Here is a 22,371-nt window from a genome sequence, read left to right on the forward strand (position 1 = left end):
GTGGTCGTCATGGGCGTACCCGAGCGGGAGCATGTACAGCCAAAAAGGAAATCGAAGGCGCGCTGGCTGCTGCATCTGTTCCCTCTCCCTGCTTTCATTTTGTATACACTGTTCGTTGTCTATCCGATCCTTTCTGCCTTTACCTACAGCATGTACGAGTGGAAAGGGATAGCCCGGGGAGCGTTTGTCGGCCTGCAAAATTTCCTGACGCTGTTTCAGGTGGAGCCGTTTAACAAACTGTTCTGGAATGCCTTTGGACACAACGTCATCTATTTTCTCGTCGAGATGGTCGTCCAGAACGGAATTGCGTTTATCCTCGCCTTTCTGATTTATCGCAAAATTCGCGGAGCGGGCTTTCTCAAGATTGCGTACTTCATGCCGCGGCTGCTTTCCGTCATTGTGGTTGGGTTTTTGTGGAAATTGATTCTGAATCCGAACTACGGGGCGCTCAATACGTTCCTGGCAAAGCTGGGGCTGGAGGAGTGGGCCAAGCCATGGCTGGGGGACCCGGATACAGCACTGCTTGCGATTATATTGGTCAATTGCTGGTTCGGGATCGGCTTTGCCGTTCTGATCTTCCTCGCGGGCCTGCAATCCATCCCGGAGGAGCTGATCGAGGCGGCGAGGCTGGATGGAGCCAAGGGGATCACTATGCTGGGACGCATCATTTTGCCGCTGATGATGCCGTCGATCACGATCATGACCATTTTCACGTTTATTCAGGCGTTTGAAGCTTTTGAGCTGGTATATGCGATGCAGGGCTCGATGGGAGAGCCGTTCCACTCTACCGATACGCTCGCGGTCTACTTTTATCGGCTCGCCTTCAGCGGTTCGGGAGGAGCAGGGGATGTTTCCATCGGACTCGGCTCTGCACTTGCCGTCGTGCTGTTTTTCATCGTAGCCTCCGTATCGGCTCTCTCGCTCAGGGTGATGCGTAAGCGTGAAATCCAGCACTGATCCAGACAACCAGGAAGCAGGCCTTCGACTACAAAAAAGCGGCGTGATTCAAAGCGGCATGTAGCAGATATGCCGCCCAAAAGGAGGAGAGCGGCATGAGAGCTGGCATCGGCAGACGTTCCCTGCAGTATCTTTTTGCCTACCTTTTCGTACTGGTAGCCCTCTATCCCATCGTGCTCATGGTCAGCTCGTCTGTTAAAACAAATGCGGAGATTTTCACAAGTCCGCTGGCATTGCCGAAGACGTTCAGTCTGGACACGTACCGGAAGCTGTGGGAGGTCGTGCCCTTTGCCGATTTTCTAATGAACAGCGTCGTGGTCAGTGTCACATCCGTGCTTCTGATCACGGTCACGTCCGCCATGGCAGCTTTTTATCTGGCGCGTTTTTCGTACAGATGGACGGGATTGCTCTACTTCTTCTTTCTGCTCGGGCTGATGATTCCGATCAAGCTCGGGATCGTCCCGCTCTTTTTGCTGATGAAAAAGCTGGGGCTGCTCAATTCGCTCTGGTCGCTGATTTTGATCTATACGGCCAGCGGCATCCCGATCTCCGTGTTTATCTTGACAGGCTTTTTTCGGACGCTGCCTGTGGAGCTGGAGGAAGCGGCGAGGATCGACGGCTGCAATCACTTTCAGGTATTTTGGCGAGTCCTGCTGCCGCTCATCCGCCCCGCTTTGGGGACGGTCGTAATCATTAACTTTATTCATGCCTGGAACGACTTCTTTTTTCCGCTGATCTTTATTCAGGATGAAGCGCTGAAAACGATTCCGGTGGGGATGATGGTGCTGTTCGGCGAGTACGAGACGGACTGGAGTCTGCTGTTCGCAGGCTTGACCCTCTCTGCCTTGCCGATGATCGCGGTATTTTTGATGGCATCCAGGCAATTTATGGAAGGGTTGACGGCTGGTGCAGTTAAATAAGGCGCGACGTTTATTTATCGGAATGGATGGAGGTGGCAGCAAAACCAAGGCTGCGATCTGTGATGAAACGGGAGAGATTGTCGGTTTTGCCGTCGGAGAAGGTGCGAACCCGCTTTCCCGGCCCTGGCCGCAGGTCGAAAACACCTTGCGTCAGCTCATAGATGAACTGATCGTACAGGCTGGCGGTACGGCGGATGACGTGGAGGGGATCTTCCTCGGCATAGCGGGTGCTGACCGGCCAGAGGTAAAAGGCTGGATTGAGAGCGCATTCGGACCGTCGTGGGGAGGACGTCTCCACATCGACAATGACGCTGCAGGTGCCCTCTATTCCGGTACGTGGGGCGGGCCGGGTATCGTGTTGATTGCCGGTACCGGTTCGATCGCCTACGCGCTGACACCTGCGGGAGAGCGCCATCGGGTCGGCGGTTGGGGGTATCTTTTGGGGGATGAAGGCAGCGGCTATGATCTGGGCAGACAGGCGGTCATTGCTGTATTGCGGGCACTCGACGGCCGCGGGGCTCCGACGCTTTTGAGCGAGCTTTTGAATCGCCACTTTGGAATCGACCGGCCCGATCAATTGATCGCCCGCTTGTACGGCTCGCCAAACCCCCGCAAGGACCTGGCTGAAGCGAGCGTCCTGGCTGAGAAGGCGGCTGCATGCGGCGACGAAGCAGCGATTCGTTGCATCAACCAGGCTGCCCGCTCGCTTTTGGAGCTGGTCGAGACATGCCGGACGCGGACTTCCAGCAGCATGCCTGTCGTTCTGGCAGGCGGGCTGCTGGAGTCAGATACGATGCTGAGAAGACGACTTTTGGAAATGGCCCGCTTTGATGTAATCATTCCGCAGGCAACTCCCGTATCGGGATGCCTGGCTGCAGCTTTGCTGCGGGCCGGGCTGCCAATCGATGAGCAGATGAAAAAAAGACTTGCAGGGAAGCAAACAGAAGGAGCAGAGGAGGACGCCCATGGGTGAAAACTTGCATGAATTGACTACGGAAATGCGAAATGCAGCTAGTGAAGCGTTGGACCAGATGACCAGCCTGGAGATTGTGACACTGATGAACGAAGAGGACAAAAAAGTAGCGCATGCCGTCGAGCAGGTTTTGCCCCAGGTGGCCAGGGCAGTCGATTTGATTTCGCGTGCGCTGGAGGACGGAGGGCGACTCTTCTATTTTGGCGCCGGTACGAGCGGACGGTTGGGAGTCCTCGATGCTTCCGAATGCCCGCCGACGTTCGGCACAGATCCGCAGCTTGTCCGGGGCGTGATCGCCGGAGGGGTTGATGCGCTGGTGGAGGCGATCGAGGGAGCGGAGGATTCGGCAGAACTCGGAAAAGAAGACGTGATGCGCAGCGGTGTCCGCGCGGGTGATGTAGTGGTGGGCATAGCCGCCAGCGGAAGGACACCTTATGTCATCGGAGCACTGGAGGCAGCCAAAGCGAGACAGTCTGTGACGATCTCGCTGTCCTGCAATCCTACCCCCGACATCAGCCAGGGAGTCGACGTCTCGATCAACATCGTGGTCGGACCCGAGGTGGTGACCGGCTCAACGCGGTTAAAGGCAGGCACGGCCACAAAAATGGTGCTGAATATGCTGACGACAGCCAGCATGGTTCACCTCGGCAAGGTTTACGGCAATCTGATGGTAAATGTCCAGGCGACCAACCAGAAGCTCAGGGAGCGGGCCAAGCACATCGTCATGGAGGTGACGGGGGCCAGCTACGAGGAGGCGGAGCGGCATATCACGCTCGCAGGCGGAGACGCCCGGGTAGCGATCGTGATGAAGCAGACCGGACTTTCGGCAGAAGAAGCACGGGAGCGATTGAACCAGGCTGGCGGAAAGCTGCGGTTGGCCATGGAAAAAAGGTAGAGAGATAATTATGAGTGAAATACAGGCTATGCGTTTGAGGCATCGATATCGGTGCCTCTTTTTTTCGTTCACTGTAAACGAAGCTGAACTGCCAGCGCATGTGCAAGTTGCGACTTGGGAGAAGATTTCGCAACGCAAACTGCATTAGGGATGGTAAGAACAGAGGGAATAGGGTAATATTGGTTGTACTTAGTAGAAGAAAAGGCGATAGGCTATTTCCAACAACCGGGGTAGCCGTTTTCTCGTCCCACGGGGGAAGGAACACGACAAATAGATGCATCGAACAGGCGGGAACACTCCTGGACACGGAAGTAAAAGGGAGGCAGAGGCAGATGACCGACTGGTCTCAAGCAAAAACTGTACTTACGGCTGGGTTTGCTCAAATTCCAAAAGGAACGACTCTGTATGAAGTATCTTCAGTAGTTGGCTGCGTGCTCATCATCGATGTAGAGAAGGAAGTCATTTGTGACGCCAGCTTTACCTTTGTGATGGATAAGACCAGCGATTTTTTAGCCGGCCTGCTTCGCGGCAGGTCGGTTGCAGGCGGGATGACGGAGATCACCCAGGTCGTTCAGGAGCGTTTTCTGGCGCCGGGACAAGGGGCTGTATTGCAGGCGATAAGGGCTGCGGTCGAACGCTTTCTGGAGACAAAAAGGCAGTCCTGATTCCGAATTCCTAGATTGCAATGAAAATTGATTGGATTGCCCGAGTGTACGAGGGGGTAGTGCATGGTAGAGAATACGTGGTCAAGGGAAGAGTCCGTAAAGCGATTGCTCGATCGGTACAACCAATGGCTAAACCATATCGAGTCTGTTGACCGGGAAGAAATATTCGCAATCTCTCGGGAACTGGGAGGGATATTGGGTGTTTCCGAACTGGAGCAGCACGAGCAGATTCTGGACAAAATAGTCAAACTAAATGAAAAAGTGGCACATTTGTCCTGGCTATCCGAGCATTTGAAAATACTGCATGACCTCAGCCACACGTTTTCCAGAACCTACGATGAGGAAGAGATACTCACGAAGGCCTTTGAGCTGGTTTCCCGTGTAATGAGGACGGATGCCTTTTTTATCGCGCTTTACGAAGAAGGCGACAGTGAAATTCAAATCCCGATCAGTATCGATTCAGGAGTCAATTACGGTCCGATCACGCTTCCTTACGGGGAAGGGATTATTTCCAAAGTGATTGCGACTCGTGAAACCGTACATCTCCGAACCTCCCGGGATGAAACAGTGGGCGCCTCTGCCGTTCGTTGGGGCAATCCCGAAAGCGACACAAATACGTGCATTTTTGTCCCCTTGATGCTGGGGAATCAGATGAAAGGCGTCATTTCCGCGCAATCGTATCGGGAGTTTGCCTACAAAAAAGAGCACGAGGAACTGCTGAAAATCATCGGCTCTCAAGTAGCCAGCGCGGTCGAGACAGCGAGGCTGTACGATCGGATGTACCAGATGTCCTTTCGGGATGATTTGACCGGAATCCTGAATTATCGGGCTTTTCACCGCGATCTGGAGAAGCTTCTGGAAGAGGGGCAGTCATCCGTAGCACTGATCATGCTGGATTCGGACCATTTGAAAGCAGTGAACGACCAATACGGTCATCACGTAGGAGACGAGTTGATCCGCTGTATCGCCGAGGCGCTGAAAGTGAACGCGGGAGCAGGGGAGAGCGTCTACCGATACGCCGGCGACGAATTCATGCTTCTCTCTCCCGATGCAACCCTGCGCGAAATGATGGACAAGGTGCTCGCCATCCGTGAATACCTGTACAAACACCCGCTGGTTTATCAAGGGCGGCTCATCCCGGCAACAGTGAGTGCCGGGATCGCGCTTTATCCCGATCATGCCGACAGCGCGGACGGATTGAAACGGGCCGCGGATGAGGCGCTGTACCGCTCCAAGAAAAGAGGAAAAAACTGTGCGACCGTTTACGGAGCGGGATAACTTATCTCCTGATCCAGGCAAACAAAAAGGTAAAGAGCGGCGACAGCCAGAGGAACAGGGCGTACGGCAAATAATCCAGTGTTGCCACATGCAGGGTGGAAGTGAAAAATGCACCGCTTACGCCCCACGGGATCAGGGGATTGATCAGCGTACCGCAATCCTCCAGCGTGCGGGAGAGCCTTACGCGAGAAATGCCTCTGGATTCGAAGGAATCACGAAACATCTGCCCCGGCAGCAGGATGGAAAGGTATTGCTCGCCAGTCAACCCGTTCACGAGTATGGAGGACGAGCCTGCCATGGTAATGATGCCGCCCTCGTGCCTGATTCGCTTGAGCAAGGAACCAAAGAGGGCATGAAAGACTCCGCTTCGCTGCAACAGACCGCCTAGCGAAAGGGCGATCAGAATCAACGACAGCGACCACGTCATCGACAACAGCCCGCCGCGGTTCACGATCGAGCCGACGATTTCATTTGAAAACTCGCCGTGGAATCCGTTCTGCATCACGGAAAGCCACGCAAGCGGCGAGTGTTCTCCCTGGAATATGGCTGCGGTAACAATTCCGCTGGCGATACCCGCGATCAGCGTGGGCAGGATCGGTTTGCGCCAGAGGGAGCACCCGATCACGACCACAGCGGGCAGCAGTGTAAAGACCGACAGCGAGAAGTGCTTCTCCAGCTCCGCCTGGATAAGCGCGATGTTGGACAGATTGACGGCGTCAGGCTGGCCCTGAAAGGCAAAAAAGACAGCCGTCAAGACAATCGCAGGTACCGTCGTTCGGGTCATGAAACGGACGTGCGACATCAGGGGAACACCGGCTACAGCCGCAGAAAAATTCGTCGTGTCGGACAACGGAGACATTTTGTCCCCGAAACAGGCCCCTGAAATGACGGCACCAGCCGTAACAAGCGGGTCCATCCCCAGTGCAGTGGCTACCCCCATCAACGCTACCCCGACCGTACTGACAGTCGTAAAGGAGCTTCCTGTGGCTGTTGAGACGAGAATGGTCAAAAACAGAGCGCTGATCGTAAAATACTCCGGCGAAATCAAAGAAATCCCGTAATACAGAATGGTCGGCACCGTCCCGCTCATCATCCAAACACCGATCAGGATGCCGATGAGAGACAGGATGAGCAGGGGGGCGACAGCTGACTGAACGCCTTTGATAATGCCCTCCTCCATCTCCTCCCACGTCACTCCGAAAAGGCGGATAAAAACCGCGGATGCTACGAGTGCGGTCAATAATGGCATATGAGGCTCTGCTTTTCCGAAAAACAGGGCGGGAAACAATATGGCAAAGACAACAAGCAAAACAGAGAGGCTCTGCCCAAAGGTGATCGATTTGTTCATGGCAATAACGACTCCTACTCGTCTGCACCGCCGCTTTTGTGCGGCTATGCTTTTGTGCTTTTTCGCTTTTTCGCGTTCAAGCGATAGGGGTACTTTAGCTTGAATGGTTGAATACGTCAATGCGTTCGGCAGTTTTCGCAATCGCAAAATAATTATGTAAACAGTATATTCGTCTAATTGGCAGAAAGTCTCGAATAAAGGAAACGAATTTGTCTGCAGATTGCAAACATAGCAATTCATAAGAAATGAAGCCAAAAGGCACATGCTAGAATAGGCCTATCTTGCCAAACCAACCGCAAAAAATAACGTAGAGGTGATTGATCGTGGGACTTCAAGCGAAAATGACGTTTGTGAATCTTCCAGTAAAGGATCTGAACAAATCCATCGACTTTTTTTCGAAAATCGGATTCGAATTCAATCCCCAGTACACAGATGAGAATGCTACCTGCATGATTATCAATGACAACACCTTTGTCATGCTGCTGGTCGAGAGCTTCTTCCAGACATTTACCAAAAAAGAGCTGTCCGATGCAACAAAAACGACGGAAGTGATTATGGCGTTATCGGCCCAGAGCAGGGAGCAGGTCGATGAGATTGTGAACAAAGCGCTGGAAGCAGGCGGAAAAGCTTCAAATGACCGCTTTGACCACGGCTTTATGTACGGCTGGAGCTTTCAGGATATGGACGGCCATCTGTGGGAAGTCATGTATATGGATCAAAGCGGCGGCGAAGCCGTTTAAGAAGCGAATAAGCTAAAAAAGCAAAGAAGCGAAGAAGCACGAGCACGCTATCGCCGGCAGCTTGGCGGGCCATTTCCACACGCAAATATGAACAGGTGCCGACTCGCACAAAAAGCCGCTTTCCCGGAATCCCGGAAAAGCGGCTTTTATTATTGACAATGGCTGCCAGCCAGGACGCAAAGCAATCGGATCAGGAAGAAAACTGCCCCTCCCGCTGCTGCAGGAACATCTTCCCGTACTCTCCGTGATCGTGGAATTGCGCATGCTCCACCTGGATCGTGGAGTGATTGATGCCGTACTTGTTCTTCAAAGTCTCATTCACTGCCAGGATAACGCAGAACGGCTGAATATCTTCGCGGACAAACACGTGGGCGGTAATCGAATAATGGTCAGTCGAAATTGCCCAAAGATGCATTTCGTGCACGTCCTCGACACCCTCCACCGCCGCTATGTCCTGGCGGATTTCTTCGAGGTCAAACTTTTCCGGAACGGATTCCATAATAATCAGGTACGATGCCCGGATGATCTTGGCTCCACCGGTAAAGATGATCGCGCCGATCACCATACTGATCAACGGGTCAAAAATGGTGAAGCCGGTAAAGTAAATGATGACGGCGGACAGGATAACCCCGACCGAGCTGAGCAAATCCCCGATGAAGTGCCACAGGGCGCTCTGGATGTTCAAATTTTCCTCTTCTTTCGAACTGCGGCTCAAGACGACGGTCAGGATGATGTTGACGACCAAGCCGATGGAGGCGATCGTCAGCATCAGCTTGAGATCCACGTCCTGCGGAGTGATCATCCGTTTGATCCCCTCGATGAAGATTCCTACCGCGATGACGGCGAGCGCCGCTCCGTTGAGAAAGGATGCGATGATTTCAAAACGAAGGTATCCAAAGGTATAGCGGCTGTTCGGTTTCCGCGAGGCCATGTAGATGGCTGTCATGCTCAGTCCCAGCGCCAGGACGTCCGAGATCATATGTGCGGAGTCCGACAGGAGCGCGAGCGAGTTGGAAAGCAGTCCGCCAACGATTTCAACGATGGTGAAGAACAGGGTAATGAACAGCGTAATCCACAGCGTCTTTTTGGACGTCTGCTGGTCTTTGACGTGATCGAGATGATGATAATCCATGTTTTTCATCGGCATGTCTTCCTTTCATATATGAAGTGAGAAACAGTTTCATCCCCTGTAAAGCGCGAAAGCTGCCATCTAGTGGCAGCGTTCGTTACCTGGATTTTCATTTTAGGTGATTTTTGAACAGTTTCCTCCTTTAAAAAGTAATGCATCTTTTGGAAAGAAGCAAGAGCAATTTGCCCTTTATTTAAAATAATTACAAAAAGATATTGACTTTTATATTGTATTGGGTAAAATGATAACTGTTACTAGTTAATAATAATTATAAAATATGGATCGTGAGGTGAATGCGTGCATGTACGATGTAATCATCATCGGCGGTGGACCAGCAGGAGCATCTGCAGCGATTTATACGGCGCGCGGCAACTTAAAGACACTGGTGATCGACAAAGCACCCAATACGGGGGCCTTGGCGCTGACACATAAAATCGCCAACTACCCAGGGGCGGAAGGCGAGATGACGGGAAAAGAGCTGCTGGACATTATGCGCAGGCAGGCGGAGAGCTTCGGTGCGACATTCCTGCAAACAACGATTACCGCTGTGGATGTGGAGGATGAGGTCAAAAGCATCTACACCGCAGACGGCACATTCGAGGCTAAGGCCGTGATTGTGGCAACCGGCTCGAAAGGGCGCAACCGCATGCTCCCTGGCGAAGAAAAGCTGCTGGGCCGAGGCATCAGTACCTGCGCTACGTGCGACGGAGCTTTTTACCAAGGAAAAAGTGTTGCGGTGATCGGGGATTCCGAGGAAGCGCTGGAAGAGGCGCATGCACTGACCAAGTTTGCAGACAAGATTGTCTTCATCGTTCCCCGGGCTGAGCTCCAAGGGGTAGACGAAGTACCCGAGCTGCCCAAAACGGAATTTTTGTTCCGCACTCGTCCCGTGGAAATTGTCGGAGAGCAGTCTGTCGAAGGTGTTCAAATACGCCACGCAGATGGCAGGGAAGAGCTCGTCTCGGTGGACGGAGTGTTTATTTTCCTCTCGGGAAGCAAGCCCGGAACGGATTTTCTCGAAGATCAGGTACCGCTTGATGATGAAGGCTTCATGATCCTGGATGAATTTATGCAGTCCTCTGTGCCGGGAGTATTCGGCGCGGGCGAAGTTCGCAAAACGCCTGTCAAGCAAGCAGTGGTGGCAGCCGCTGACGGAGCGATCGCGGCCATGGCTGTCGACAGGTATATCAACAAACGGAGCAAGATCGTTCCCCAATACAAATAAAACCCTCGGCAAGGAGAGAGTGAACATGGCACAAGCAATCGTATATTCCAGCACAAACTGCGGTTTTTGCAAGCAGCTGAAAACGTATCTGGAAGAACAAAACATTTCCTATGATGAACGCAATATTGACGAGAATGAAGTCTACCGCGAAGAGCTGGCCCGTCTCGGAATGATGTCTGTTCCGTTGACACTGATCGGCGAAAAGCAGATTCTCGGCTTCAACCCGAATCGGATCAAGAAAGCGCTGGCTGCGCTAGAAGCTGCCGAATAATCAGGAACAGACATCTGTAAAAATGAGAGGAGCTGGACATCAATGAGCGATCGCGTACAACTGCAAGTAGGAAAAAAAGCACCTGATTTTAATATGGTGACCACAAAAAATCTGGAGACGCTGGAGGAGCGCGCGACTCTGGCGGATTACAAAGGGAAGTGGCTGATCCTGTTCTTCTGGCCGTTTGACTTTACCTTTGTATGCCCGACAGAAGTGACTTCCTTCAGCGACAGCATCGCGGAATTTGAGGATCTGGATTGCGAAGTACTGGGTGTATCTGTAGACAGCGTGCACACTCACCGCGCATGGATTCGCACCCCTCGCGACCAACAAGGCATCGGAGAGGTCAACTTTCCGCTTGCCAGCGACATCACCAAAAAGACTGCGGAAGCTTACGGCGTTCTGGATGAAGAGACCGGTGCCGCTCACCGCGGACTGTTTATCATCGATCCGGAAGGCATTCTCCGCTATCAGGTTGTTACCGACATGAACGTCGGCCGCAGCGTTGACGAAACGCTCCGCATCCTGCAGGCGCTGCAGGCTGGTGGCCTTTGCCCGGCAAACTGGAAGCCAGGCATGAAAACCCTGTAAGCAGTACCCATAGTAGCAAACCCCTGCCCGCTGACCGCCATCAGCGGGCTTTTTCTCTTTTTAGCTGGTAGGGTACAATGAGAGAAAGAAAAGCCGTCAGCGAGAATAAGGAAGAGAAGAGGCGAGCTGCTTATGCGAGATGTACAAAACCGGTACCAGGGGTTGCCGCCGCGCACACCGGAGATGCTCTACAACATCGTCCGCAAATTTTACCGGGGAGCTGTGAACCACTACGATCTGATCCAGGAGAAGAAAGCGGATGTGAAGCGGGCGCTGGCAGAGTGGACAGGCGCAAAGGAGGATGAACGGCAACAGCGGCAGCAGGCGGTTAACGGGGCGTTGACGACGCTGTTTTTGGAGTTTCACTTCTATGTAACGTGCTGGCTGCAGATCGAAATGGCGCTCTACCGTCTGGCGAAAAACGATGAACGACACGCCCGGATCATGGAGCAGTTTCGGGGCGTGCTGGAAACCCATGTCAACGTCCGCCATTACCTTGAGCAGCCGGAAAAATGCGTAGATGCCCAATGGGAAGGCGATCCCAAAAATCGGCGACTGCCGGGAGCAGAACGGGATTTGTACCAGTTTGGAGAGATCCTTTTTACAGTGGACAATCAAAGCCTGGAGAGCTTGCATGCCCTGTACGAAGCGATTGCGGCAGTACGTGCCGAAAGCGAGTAGACGTAAAGCGCAAAAACAAGACCGTCGGACTTCGCATCCAGACGGTCTTGCTCGCTATAAGCGTAGTTTCATTTAGAAGCCAGCGAAATTATAACCGGCATAGGGGGCTTGCTGGCCTGCATTGAGAGCGCGTACTTCTTGCACGTTCGTGCCTGCGAAGCCTGGCTGGAACACAGCTTGTACACTGCCGCCAAACGGCGCTGCAAACGATTGCTGCGGCTGCGCCTGGAAGCCAAAGCCTACACCGAACGAGGAGTAGCCTGGCTGATTCAGATGGCGTACTTCCTGAACGTTCGTACCAGCGAAGCCGGGAGAGAAGATGCTGCCGACATTGCCTGCTGCGGGTCCGGCAAAGCCTGTATAGGCATTGTTGAAGCCTCCGCCAAAGGAGGTGTTATTCCGGGCCTGCACTTCTTGTACATTCGTACCGGCAAAACCAGGAGAGAAGATCGATTGTGCCGATCCGGCGAATTGCTGCTGATAGCCAGCCTGGGCTTGCGGATAGCCAAATGCGGCTTGCGGATAGCCTGCGCCAGGACCAAAGGAAGCGAATCCGACTTGGTTCTGTTGACGTACCTCTTGGGCGTTCGTGCCGGCGAAGCCAGGTTGGAAAACAGCTTGTACCCCGCCAAAACCGCCTTGCACAGGAGCTCCGTATGTAGATGCTGCCGGAATTTGTCCACCGTTATTCAAGTAGCGGACCTCTTGTGCATTCGTACCGGCAAATCCGGGTTGAAAAACGGCGTTGGCAGAGCTGGAAAAAGGAGCTTGTTGGATCGGCAAGTAATTTTGAAAGGTCATTTTGACCACCTCCATTAACTATATTTTCCAATGTTTAGTAGCTGATTCATCCCCCCCTGTTAAAAGAGAATTCGGATTTGTGCTGTTTGTGAAAATATCTGCATAACAAAAAAACTCTCCCAAGGTACCGGTCAAAACGGTCAGCTTGGGAGAGTAAGGGCAGAAGGGCACTACCCCGCAGACACCTGCAAATCCTCGGGAGTCCATTGGCCGTATGCGAGCCATAGAGTAGGCTTGCCGGTAGGGCCGATACATGCTTTTGCCGGCGCAAATCCGAGACTGCGGAATAAAGCAAGGCTCGGTTCGTTGTCGATCGCGATCCTGACATAAAGCTTGGGCAGCAGCCTGCACATCCGGGAAGCCATCGCCTTGCCGATTCCGTGCCCTCGTCTCCGCCTGTCGACGACAAGGAACGAGTGGGCGAGCCCGCACTTGGAGACGGCGAACAAGCCGACCAGACGCTTTCCTTCGACAGCTGCAAGCAAGACGGCTTCCTGTCTTTTCAGTTTTTCCGGAGTCAGCTCTGCCAGCCAGTCGCGCGCCTCTGCCGTAATCCGGCGTTCACCCTCCAGCCTGACAAAGCGGAGCAGGGTAGCTTTGATTGATGTCAAGGCAATGGGGGACACCTTGATGATTTTCATTGTGTGCTACCCCGAAGCAAGCTCCCGATTGTTCTGGAGCCGGGAGACGTATTGCGAGTAGTGGATCAGATTGGAGAGCGAGGTCCGTCGGATCGTTGGTTCGTCAAATTTTTCCGGCTTTGCATTTGCTTCGAACAACCAAAGCTGCCCTTCCTTTGTCAGCCCCATATCCATCGACATTTCTGCAAGTCCCTCAATCGCATGATTCAAAGCGGAGGCAATGGTCAAGGCCGTCTCCTTTATTTTGCCTTCAATCTTGCCGGCATCCTCCTTGAAGATCGCTCGCAGGACGGTTCCCAGAGAGTGGATCGAGCCGCCGCGCGGGACGTGGGTCGTTATGCTCTGGATACCTGCCCGGCGAATGCCGATGCCAGTCACTCCCCATTCCCCTTTGCCGTTTTTTTGGACCAGAACGCGGACGTCAAATGGCTTTCTCAAGTAATGCGCCCGATGGATTCCCTGCTGCATGATGTAATGCTTGCCGCGTGTGTGCCCTTTTACATGCTTCCAAACACCTTCGAGAGTAGAAAACTGGCGTGTAACGGCTTTTTGCTCCTTGAGCCGCTGTACGAGCCAGTGGTCTCGTTTGTGCTCCACCCGCATGATTCCCTCTCCTGCTTTCCCCAGTACCGGCTTTAGATATACGAACCGATGCTGGTTGCAAAACAGACGGAAGCGTTGGAGAGAATCAAACTTCTTTGTCTCCGGAAGAAAAGGGGTTACTTCGGTATAATTGCTCAGCGTTTGAAACAGTTTTTGCTTATCGAAAAAGCAGCGGTTGAACAACGTCACATTTTGCAAGCTGTCGATCTGGTTCAATGTCGCCTGCACATCCGAGCGTTTTTCCGCTTTGCGTGAAGGAATGCGGTTATACACCACATGGGGAAAGGGAAGGTCTGCCTCCAGCCAGTGATCTTGTTGTTCGTCGTAGAGGAAGCCGCGGACGCTTTTTTTGTCCCAGTTGATGCTTTGCGGAGTGAAGACATACACGAGAGCACCGAGCTTTTTGCCGGAGAGAGCAATGTCTTTAAAGTTTTGTCGATTGCCAAAAAAATGTTGACCGTTTCCCACTGTCAAAATCCCGATCAACGGGCCCAGCTTCAGGGTGTCATTCACTGTTCTCCAGTTGATGCGGGTGCGAATGCGGCCTGGCTGCCGTTTGGGAAGGCCGAGGTACACGCGTTTGGGCGTATCAAACGCTCCCAGTCTGGAGTACAGCTGTTTGCGTCCGCGCAGGATATGAAGATTTTGACGCGGTAACTGCAAAAACCAACGGCCGCCGGGGAAGATGGTCAACCACCCGGAGCGCAGTTGAGGCATGGGTGTTCCTCCTTCCTGTACGGTGGTTTGGTCGTCTGTCAAAAGTTGGCGAGGTAGCAGCTGTAGTCGACCAGCAGGTTTCTCGACTCAATGTCCGCTTGTTTGAGCCGGGCATGCTTAAAGATGGAGCGTCCAGGCTTGGAGTTGGCCTCGAACATCCAAACATGTCCGTGCGTATCAATGCCCATATCCAGACCCAGCTCGCCGAGGTCCATCCCTTTTGCCTGTTCGATGGCAGTCGCCAACCGGATCGCTGCTTGCGAGACGCGTTCTTTCATCAGGCCTTTCTGCTTGCCGAACAAGTAGTTCAGCAACTCGTCTCCGGGGATTACCGTGCCGCCTGTACGGACATGCGTCGTCACACTGCCTGAACCGGCCACCTTTGCGGCCATGCAGGATACGACCCACTCATTTTGCAGATTTTTGTGGAGATGGACCCGGAAGTCAAAGGGACGGCCGTGGAATGTCAGCAGCGATATTCCCTGTTGGGCCAGGTAGGCGCTGGCTCGGCGCGTACGGAAGACATGCTGGTACAGTGCGGACAGGGTTGTGAAGCGCCGTTTCACATTTCCTCCCCCGTTGTGATAGGACACGTCATATCCTTTGCCGGGAGAGTGAACGATCTTGACGATGCCGTAGCCCAAGCTGCCGTTTTTCGGCTTGAGATAGACGATCGGGTACTTGCGCAGCAGCGAGCGGACAGTGGCTAAAGACGGGGAAGGGTACGTTTCGGGTATAAATTCGTTTACTTCCGGGTTGGGATAGAGGAGCTGGTGGACTCCCCATTTGTTGAAAAATCCTTGATTGAACATCGGCGTTGAATAATTGGCCAGCTTCAGCTTGAATTCCTGAACTGCTTCATGGCGCTCGGCTGACCGAGACGGTATCCGGTCGTAAACCACATCTGGAAGAGCAGTATTCATCTTTTTCCAGATGTATCCGCCTTGCTTGCTCGGCCGCAAAAACCAGGCATTCACGCGATTGGTCTCCCAGTCGACTTCATTTGGCGCAAAGATGAAGTAGAAGACGCCTTTTCCTTCCTGGGCCTGGAGCAGTTTTTGGAAAAATGATGTGCGCTGGCCAATCGGTTGGCGGGCGTTTTGTTTGAGGCCAGTGGTGACGATGCCGATTGCGGGACCAATCCGCAGGGTTTCTCCTTCCTTCTTCAACTGAATCAGACCACCGTGCGGGATGCCCAAATTTGTTTTCAGCATGCTGGTTACTTTGACGACATTGCCTTCTTGATTACGACGGTCTTGAAAAATGGTAGCCACCACTTCCCGTTTCCCCAGAGAAATCCTGATTTTTTGCCGTGGACGAAGCTGCAGCTTCGTAACAAGTGCAGACGGCAGGATAATGCCGGATACATGGGGATAAGACAGGAAGCGGAGCCGCACTCTGATCGATTCCATGCTTATATTTACCTCCTACGCATGTTTCATAAGATAACGGGCGTAGCGGACCGGTTGAGTAATGGAATGAAGCCTTGCCTTGGGATCATCAATCATTCGGAAAACCGTACGCCCCGGCCTGCTGTTCACCTCGATGATCCAGATATTCCCTGACGTATCGATGCCGACGTCAATCCCAAGCTCGACAAGTCGGCCGTGTTCAAGCTCCAAAAAGGGAGGCAGTTCTGCTACTAACTGATCGAGCTGCATCTCAATTTTGCTTCTGGTCTTCTCGGAAAAGTGCTTGGCGAGAAAGATCGGCAGCGGGGCCGCCTTTCCTCCGCCGTGTAAATTGGACGTGATGCTTTGCTTGTTTCCCAGCCGTACGGCTTTTCCGGTCGTTTCCCATTCGCCGTTTCCATTTTTCTGTACCAGCACGCGGACATCAAACGGCGTGCCGTCTGGTGTATGCAGGGAGAGATAGGGCTGTACGAGAAACGTCCGTCCGCCGATAAATCCGGCCAAATAGGTGTTTAACCCATTCTGGGTGCGAATCGTTTTGGAGAAAGGCTGATTTTCCAGATTGCGGCCAGTGAGATGGTAGCTGTCTCCGGTCTGATCGATCCGCACCACACCGATTCCATGTGTGCCGGCAATCGGCTTGATGATGGCAGAGCCGTGCCGCTTGAGTGTCTGCTGGAGCTTGGGGAAGGAAAAGAGGCTCGTAGGCGGAAGCCATTTTGCAAGCAGAGGCGATTTTATCAGCATCTGATGCACCTGCCATTTTCCCGACAGCCCATGCCCCAAAAACGTGATGGATGGATCGTTTTGCAACTTCTCTACGAATGGTTTATAGTGGCGGTAGGAAGGACCAACAAAGCAGCGGTCATAGATATAGGCGGGCAACGGAAAGGTTCCGCTCCGCCAGCTGCCGTCGCGATATTCAAACCCTGTCACCGTGCGTGTGGAAAAATCCACCTGGCGCGGAGAAAAGACGAACACGCGGATACCGGCTTTGCGACCGATCAAGGTCAATTTTTTGTAATACCCTTTTTCGACAAAGGAAGAGCCGCGGCAAATCGTAATGATGCCCAGGCTTTTTTGGTTTGCCAACATAAGGTCACCCTCGTCTTGATTTCTTGCGTGCTTCTGATTTGCTTTTCCCTGACCGCGGGAAGCCGCTCAGGTAGGAGGAGTAGTCAAGCATCCGCAATACGGATGGTCGCACCCGTCTGGACGTTCCGTCTTCTCCGCCTTGCATCGGGAGGGAGTTTGTCGTCTTGGAAGGCTTGCTGTTCACTTCGAGCAGCCAGACGTGTCCGCGGACATCTACTCCCAGATCGATCCCAAGCTCCGCGTAATGGCCACTGAGCGATTGTTCCAGCAGCTGTGACAGCTTGAGTGCAACGCTGCGCAACGTTTGGACGGTCGGGCGCGCACTTGTCATCCAGGGACCGCATATCCGAAGAGCATAGGCGGGTGCAGCCATGGAGCCGCCGCGGGATACGTTGGATACGACCCGGTTCTGTCCCAGCCTGGCGACCATCGAAGTGATTCCCCAAGCACCCTGCCGGTCCTTTTGCACCAGCACTCGAAAATCGGTTGGACGCTGCTGGATGCCGATGAGGGAAAGCCCTTGCTGAAGCAAATATTTCTTGCCTTTGGTTTGCTGATACAGATGACGGTGCAGGTCGCTGATGCTTCCAAACTGTCTGGAGCCGCCGCCGGAGCGGCTTAGCTGATAGCCGCCACCTGTACGGCGAATGCGTACAATTCCCCGCCCCATGCTTCCGTTTACCGGTTTGGCATATACCGTCTTGTGGGACTGGAGCATGCTTTCCAAGTCTTGTTTGCTTTGATAGAGGATGGTGCGGGGCAGATGCTCGGAAGCACCCGGCTCGTTTTCCAGAGCGGTATGCACGTGCCACTTATTCAGAAACTGTTCATTAAAAAACGGGATATTTGCTTCCTTGCACCGCTGCATCCAGTCGCTCATCGCTTCGCTGCGCTCTCGCCGGCGAGATACCACGCGGTTGTAGATGCACTGCGGAAGCGGCAGAATCACTTGCCTCCATTGCCCATTTTGCCGTACCATACCCCTTACAATCCCGGTATTCCAATTGACGTCTTGCATCCGGAAGATGCAAACGATTCCCCCGCGTTTGCGGCAACTGTCGGCCACCTCATTGAAGAACGGGGTGAGTCCGCCAAAAGGGGATAAAGAGTACTGGGGATTGTACGCGGATACGAGTATGCCCAGATAGGGTCCAAAAACAAGACGCTGCTGGCTCGCTTGATAACGTACCAGCAGGGGAACTCCCTTGGGCAGATGAAGCATCTGGGCAAGAGACGGACGGATCAGGGAATTTCGGGCTTGCTGCAGGCCGCTCACTTTGGCCCTGGCAGTTTTGCTGCCAAATTGAACGGTGACCGAAGACGGTGTGAGATTCCATTTGCGCATGTGCGCCTGGGGCAGGTACAGGTCGGTGTCTGTTTTGGGTTCGTACGATTGCAAAATGACTGGAACATACGACATGGCAATCCCCTTCCCATCAGGCATGAAGTTGGTCTATTTTATGAGCAGGCACTTACTTTGGTTCCATGCGGAAAAGAGAGGTTGTTAATGTAGATGAACGTTTGGATGCTGGCAATAAACGTAATCGTGGGCTCCGCCATCGGCGGCATTACGAATGAACTGGCTATTCGCATGCTGTTTCGCCCCCATCGCCCATGGCGAATCGGCAGGTGGCAAGTGCCTTTTACGCCTGGGCTGATCCCGCGCAGACGGGATGAGATCGCGGTTCAGATGGGACGATTGGTCCAAGAGCATCTGTTGACCAAGGAGGGTGTGAAAAGGGCTCTCGCCCAAGCAGAAATGGAGCAAAATCTGAGCTTGTGGCTGGAGAAAGCGGCCCGGGGATGGATGGAGGACAGCCGCACCCTACACCAGTGGACACAGACTTTGTATCCGCAAGCAATCGATGAAAATGGGCGTATCAGCGAGCATATTCGCCTGCCGGTAAAACAGGCCTGGGAGAAGTGGCTTCAATCCCGGCTTGCCGAATATCGGGAAAAACCGCTGCGCCAGATGATTCCCGAAGCGGGGATGGCCAAGCTGGAAACGGCTTTGGAGGAAGTGAGCCGCCTCTTTCTGGAAAAGTCACGCGCCTATCTGCATTCCCCGGAGGGCCTGCAAACGCTGCAGCAGATGATTCGCGGACTCGTCGGCGGTGGCGGGGGGATGTTCGGCGGTCTGGTCAATATGTTCCTCGGAGATGAAAAGATCATCGGAAAGCTTCTGCCTGCGCTGGACGAGCTTTTGACCAATCCGGCCCTGGCCCGGAAAATATATGAGGTCCTGCGCGTAGAAGCCGACAAGCTGCTGGACAAGACAGTCGGAGATGTGGAGAATTGGATCGGGAGCGAGCAAATCCAGTCATGGTCGGATGCAGCCTTCTACAAATTGGAGGAGCAAGTGCTCCGCTGGGCAGACAAGCCTCTGTCTGAGTTGTTGGCCCCGCTCCGCGGGACAGTCACTACAGTGCTGATCCCCAAGGTATCCGGCTGGCTGGTAGAGACGCTTGAGAAAAACGTGGAAAAGCTGTTTGACAGGCTTCCGATCCGCGAGATCGTAACACGGCAGGTGGAAGGTTTCCCGATCGAGAGGATTGAAGAGATGGTTGTCGGCATTTCGGGACGGGAATTTCGCATGATTACGGTACTCGGATTCATCCTCGGAGGCATGATCGGGCTTGTGCAGGGCCTGTTATCCCTTTTGTTTGGGTAGTTTTGTCACATTGAAACGAAACTGTAAACGGCTTGTAATCATCCTGTAATATTCCAGGGGTAAGATAAAGACACGATGAAAACCCCCTTAATGATATACTTTCTGCCGGAGTAGCCGAAAAGCTACCCTTTTTTTTTGCCCGCTCATCGGGTATATTGTTCCAAGGAGATTGCGTGTATGGAGAAAGGGGAGGGGGGCACGAAACAGATGGCAACCAAACATGAACAAATCCTTCAATATATAGACAAGTTACCGATCGGGTCAAAAATTTCGGTGCGCCAAATCGCCAAAGATCTGGATGTCAGCGAGGGAACGGCTTACCGTGCCATCAAGGAAGCGGAGACACAAGGATATGTAAGCACGATTGAGCGTGTCGGGACGGTCCGGATCGAGAAAAAGCAAAAGGAAAACATTGAGCGGCTGACGTTTGCCGAAGTCGTCAACATCGTCGATGGCCACGTACTCGGGGGCCGGGAAGGACTGCACAAGACGCTGAACAAATTCGTCATCGGCGCCATGCAGCTGGAAGCGATGATGCGCTATATCGATGCGGGCAGCCTTCTTTTGGTCGGCAACCGCTATCAAGCACATAAAATCGCGCTGCAGCAAGGGGCTGCTGTCTTGATTACCGGCGGCTTCGATACAAGTGAAGAGGTAAAGCAGCTGGCGGACCGCCTGGCGCTGCCGATCATCTCGTCGAGCTACGACACATTTACAGTCGCCGCCATGATTAACCGGGCCATTTACGACAGGCTGATCAAAAAAGAGATCGTAATGGTCGAAGATATTTTGAAGCCGTTGGCAGAGACGCCGGTATTGCTGCCTACCGATCCGGTAGCCAAGTGGCATCAGTATACGGAGCTGTACCACGATACGCGTTTTCCGGTCGTGGACGAGCAGATGCGCTTGATCGGAATCGTGACGTCCAAGGACATCATCGGCCACGATCAAACGGCCTCTATCGACAAGGTGATGACGAAAAATCCGATTACCACTTCGCCGCGAGTCTCTGTTGCGTCTTCCGCCCATACGATGGTGTGGGAAGGAATCGAGCTGTTGCCGGTGGTGGACAATTACCGCAAGCTGGTCGGGGTGCTGAGCCGCAACGACGTGTTGAAAGCGCTCCAGTACACGGCCAAGCAGCCGCAGATGAGCGAGACCTTCCCCAATTTGATCATGTCCCATTTCCGCGAAGAGCGGCAGGGTGAGGATATCGTCTATACGGGAGAGGTTACGCCTCAAATGACCAACCATCTGGGGACAATCGCCAGCGGCATCATGACGACCGTGATCGCTGAGGTCGGCTGCAACCTGCTGCGCATCCACCGAAAAGGGGATATGGTGCCGGAAAACATCACCGTCTACTTCTTGAAGCCGGTTCAGATGGAGAGCCGGATTCACGTCCGTCCGCGTCTGCTCGACATCAGCCGGCGCTTCGGGAAAGTCGAAGTGTCCGTCTATCAAGGAGAGCAAATGGTAGGGCAGGCGATGGTGACTGCACAGATTATTGACCGGTAGGATCGAACCGAATAGATGAAACAAAAAGGAAGGGAGCCTACATGCTCGCCTTCCTTTTTTCTCGCAAATATTTATCTGGCGCTGCTGAGGAGGAAGTTGATGATGCCAACGAGTACCAGAAAGCCGAAGAAACCGATCAGTCCATACCCCAGGTAGAGCAGTAAATGATTCGGTGATTGCTTGCGCATACAGTCCAAGCCCCCCTGCATAACAGTTTCGTTTTGCTATGTATTACGAACGAGAGTGGAAATCGTTTCCAAGAAAATAAAAAGGACAACCGTCGGCACAGCTCTCCGGTTGTCTGAAGCATAGAATGTCACACACGCCCATTATAGCGCAAGAAAAAAACGTTTAGCCAGAAAAAACGGATGGGAATAAAGGAAAAGCTTCCCGTTTTAAAAGGATAAGGCGCGCAAGCCCCAAAGCTTACAGCTCCACCATGGTCAGGAGCTTTTCTTCACTTCCGCCTGCCAGGCAGCCCGATAGCGGAGATAGTTGCGTGTGCCCAGGACCAGGTTGATCACTCCGACGAACAGGAGCAGCAAAGCGACAAAGATCCGAATCTGGTCCAGCTCATCAAAGGAAAATTGGTTCAACCCGAACAAGGTGACCAATACCCCGAGCGATATATTCATTTTGCCGAGCATCATTCTGGAGACGAGCGGGTGAATGCCTCGCTGACGGGCTGTCACGCTGTAATAGACGCTGGCCACCAACGATGCGATCACGCCCGTCATATAGGTAGCAAACCACATAAATGGATTCATCCTCTCCTGGAATCTAGGATAATCCTACTAAAGTTTGCAAAACAGGTCAAATCGGGTATGGGAATGTTTGTTCTGGTTATACTTTGTGGTATAATTTTCTTGTACAATCCGGACAGCTTGCCAGGGGCAGCGAGCTCATCCCCACTTTGGAAGGAAGGGGGGTGATGCCATGACTGTATTCGAAGCCATCAGTCTTATGCTGTCTTTCGGTTCCCTGGTCGTTCTACTCGTCACCCATGATCTGAGCAACAAAAAGAAGTAGCTCGCACCTGACGGATCTTTTCGGCGAGCTACCTCTTTCCGGCGGGCCGCTCCTCTGCGGGCACCGATTGTACTTGACCGGAGCGCGGCAACGCTTCGGTCCTTTTCTTTCACTATACCTTCCGCACGCGTGATTGTAAAGGCAGGCCGCGCGGATGCGGGGTCTTTGACCGAAGCGTTTTTTATCGGGAACCACTTCGTTATAATGAAGA

23 protein-coding genes are annotated in these 22,371 nt (G+C 53.2%); 14 read left to right on the forward strand and 9 right to left on the reverse strand.

Features of this window, described 5'->3' with window-relative positions; genetic code table 11:
- Positions 1-9: 9 nt before the first annotated feature.
- The 6 genes from NST96_RS07710 to NST96_RS07735 all read left to right on the forward strand — a co-directional run bounded on the left by NST96_RS07710 (position 10) and on the right by NST96_RS07735 (position 5,688).
- Positions 10-957, forward strand: coding sequence for a sugar ABC transporter permease (locus NST96_RS07710; protein WP_052259723.1), 948 nt, complete (start codon positions 10-12; stop codon positions 955-957).
- 95 nt (positions 958-1,052) lie between these two features.
- Positions 1,053-1,877, forward strand: a complete 825-nt coding sequence (locus tag NST96_RS07715; RefSeq protein ID WP_003388031.1) for a carbohydrate ABC transporter permease — start codon at positions 1,053-1,055, stop codon at positions 1,875-1,877.
- A complete protein-coding gene (locus NST96_RS07720; RefSeq protein WP_024983163.1) occupies positions 1,864-2,850 on the forward strand; it encodes a BadF/BadG/BcrA/BcrD ATPase family protein in 987 nt (328 codons plus the stop codon). Before NST96_RS07715 ends, NST96_RS07720 begins: the two co-directional genes overlap by 14 nt.
- Positions 2,843-3,745, forward strand: coding sequence for an N-acetylmuramic acid 6-phosphate etherase (gene murQ, locus NST96_RS07725; RefSeq protein ID WP_327927234.1), 903 nt, complete (start codon positions 2,843-2,845; stop codon positions 3,743-3,745). Before NST96_RS07720 ends, murQ begins: the two co-directional genes overlap by 8 nt.
- Positions 3,746-4,077: 332 nt before the next feature.
- Positions 4,078-4,410, forward strand: coding sequence for a DUF3870 domain-containing protein (locus NST96_RS07730; protein WP_003388027.1), 333 nt, complete (start codon positions 4,078-4,080; stop codon positions 4,408-4,410).
- A gap of 63 nt (positions 4,411-4,473) precedes the next feature.
- Positions 4,474-5,688, forward strand: a complete 1,215-nt coding sequence (locus tag NST96_RS07735) for a GGDEF domain-containing protein (protein WP_003388026.1) — start codon at positions 4,474-4,476, stop codon at positions 5,686-5,688.
- Between the two features lies 1 nt (position 5,689).
- On the opposite strand, the gene nhaC is transcribed toward NST96_RS07735, so the two are convergent.
- Complete coding sequence (gene nhaC, locus NST96_RS07740; protein ID WP_031932227.1) at positions 5,690-7,036, reverse strand: Na+/H+ antiporter NhaC; 1,347 nt, start codon at positions 7,034-7,036, stop codon at positions 5,690-5,692.
- A gap of 323 nt (positions 7,037-7,359) precedes the next feature.
- On the opposite strand from nhaC, the gene NST96_RS07745 reads away from it, so the two are divergent.
- Positions 7,360-7,776, forward strand: coding sequence for a VOC family protein (locus NST96_RS07745; RefSeq protein ID WP_024983165.1), 417 nt, complete (start codon positions 7,360-7,362; stop codon positions 7,774-7,776).
- Positions 7,777-7,966: 190 nt separating this feature from the next.
- Here NST96_RS07745 and NST96_RS07750 read toward each other — a convergent pair whose 3' ends face one another.
- Positions 7,967-8,917 carry a cation diffusion facilitator family transporter gene (locus NST96_RS07750; RefSeq protein WP_003388023.1) on the reverse strand — a complete coding sequence of 317 codons (951 nt, stop codon included), beginning with the start codon at positions 8,915-8,917 and terminating at the stop codon, positions 7,967-7,969.
- A 289-nt stretch (positions 8,918-9,206) separates the two neighbouring features.
- Here NST96_RS07750 and NST96_RS07755 point away from each other — a divergent pair, with 289 nt between their 5' ends.
- The 4 genes from NST96_RS07755 (at position 9,207) to NST96_RS07770 (ending at position 11,673) form a co-directional block, all read left to right on the forward strand.
- On the forward strand, positions 9,207-10,130 hold the full coding sequence (locus NST96_RS07755; protein WP_003388022.1) for an FAD-dependent oxidoreductase: 924 nt from the start codon (positions 9,207-9,209) through the stop codon (positions 10,128-10,130).
- Between the two features lie 25 nt (positions 10,131-10,155).
- On the forward strand, positions 10,156-10,401 hold the full coding sequence (locus NST96_RS07760; RefSeq protein WP_031932228.1) for a glutaredoxin family protein: 246 nt from the start codon (positions 10,156-10,158) through the stop codon (positions 10,399-10,401).
- A 42-nt stretch (positions 10,402-10,443) separates the two neighbouring features.
- Complete coding sequence (locus NST96_RS07765; RefSeq protein WP_024983167.1) at positions 10,444-10,992, forward strand: peroxiredoxin; 549 nt, start codon at positions 10,444-10,446, stop codon at positions 10,990-10,992.
- Positions 10,993-11,124: 132 nt separating this feature from the next.
- The gene (locus NST96_RS07770) at positions 11,125-11,673 is read left to right on the forward strand and encodes a hypothetical protein (protein ID WP_024983168.1); all 549 of its coding nucleotides are present in this window, start codon (positions 11,125-11,127) and stop codon (positions 11,671-11,673) included.
- A 72-nt stretch (positions 11,674-11,745) separates the two neighbouring features.
- Here NST96_RS07770 and NST96_RS07775 read toward each other — a convergent pair whose 3' ends face one another.
- The 6 genes from NST96_RS07775 to NST96_RS07800 all read right to left on the reverse strand — a co-directional run bounded on the left by NST96_RS07775 (position 11,746) and on the right by NST96_RS07800 (position 18,362).
- Positions 11,746-12,474 carry a hypothetical protein gene (locus NST96_RS07775; protein WP_003388018.1) on the reverse strand — a complete coding sequence of 243 codons (729 nt, stop codon included), beginning with the start codon at positions 12,472-12,474 and terminating at the stop codon, positions 11,746-11,748.
- Between the two features lie 170 nt (positions 12,475-12,644).
- A complete protein-coding gene (locus NST96_RS07780) occupies positions 12,645-13,115 on the reverse strand; it encodes a GNAT family N-acetyltransferase (RefSeq protein ID WP_003388016.1) in 471 nt (156 codons plus the stop codon).
- A 6-nt stretch (positions 13,116-13,121) separates the two neighbouring features.
- Positions 13,122-14,435, reverse strand: a complete 1,314-nt coding sequence (locus NST96_RS07785; protein ID WP_003388015.1) for a YheC/YheD family protein — start codon at positions 14,433-14,435, stop codon at positions 13,122-13,124.
- Positions 14,436-14,473: 38 nt separating this feature from the next.
- Positions 14,474-15,847 (reverse strand): YheC/YheD family protein, encoded by a 1,374-nt coding sequence (locus NST96_RS07790; protein ID WP_003388014.1) that lies wholly within the window; start codon positions 15,845-15,847, stop codon positions 14,474-14,476.
- Positions 15,848-15,862: 15 nt separating this feature from the next.
- The gene (locus tag NST96_RS07795) at positions 15,863-16,942 is read right to left on the reverse strand and encodes a YheC/YheD family protein (protein ID WP_039071185.1); all 1,080 of its coding nucleotides are present in this window, start codon (positions 16,940-16,942) and stop codon (positions 15,863-15,865) included.
- Positions 16,943-16,946: 4 nt separating this feature from the next.
- Positions 16,947-18,362, reverse strand: a complete 1,416-nt coding sequence (locus NST96_RS07800) for a YheC/YheD family protein (RefSeq protein WP_122958642.1) — start codon at positions 18,360-18,362, stop codon at positions 16,947-16,949.
- A gap of 93 nt (positions 18,363-18,455) precedes the next feature.
- Here NST96_RS07800 and NST96_RS07805 point away from each other — a divergent pair, with 93 nt between their 5' ends.
- Positions 18,456-19,613 (forward strand): DUF445 family protein, encoded by a 1,158-nt coding sequence (locus NST96_RS07805; protein ID WP_003388011.1) that lies wholly within the window; start codon positions 18,456-18,458, stop codon positions 19,611-19,613.
- Positions 19,614-19,820: 207 nt separating this feature from the next.
- Positions 19,821-21,131, forward strand: a complete 1,311-nt coding sequence (locus NST96_RS07810) for a DRTGG domain-containing protein (protein WP_003388010.1) — start codon at positions 19,821-19,823, stop codon at positions 21,129-21,131.
- 443 nt (positions 21,132-21,574) lie between these two features.
- Here NST96_RS07810 and NST96_RS07815 read toward each other — a convergent pair whose 3' ends face one another.
- A complete protein-coding gene (locus tag NST96_RS07815; RefSeq protein ID WP_342406535.1) occupies positions 21,575-21,886 on the reverse strand; it encodes a YtpI family protein in 312 nt (103 codons plus the stop codon).
- A 181-nt stretch (positions 21,887-22,067) separates the two neighbouring features.
- Between NST96_RS07815 and NST96_RS07820 the strand changes: the two genes are divergently transcribed.
- Complete coding sequence (locus tag NST96_RS07820; protein WP_221175480.1) at positions 22,068-22,160, forward strand: putative holin-like toxin; 93 nt, start codon at positions 22,068-22,070, stop codon at positions 22,158-22,160.
- Positions 22,161-22,371: the final 211 nt, after the last annotated feature.

The sequence above is a fragment of the Brevibacillus sp. FSL K6-2834 genome (genome assembly GCF_038592925.1).
Taxonomy (GTDB): domain Bacteria; phylum Bacillota; class Bacilli; order Brevibacillales; family Brevibacillaceae; genus Brevibacillus; species Brevibacillus borstelensis.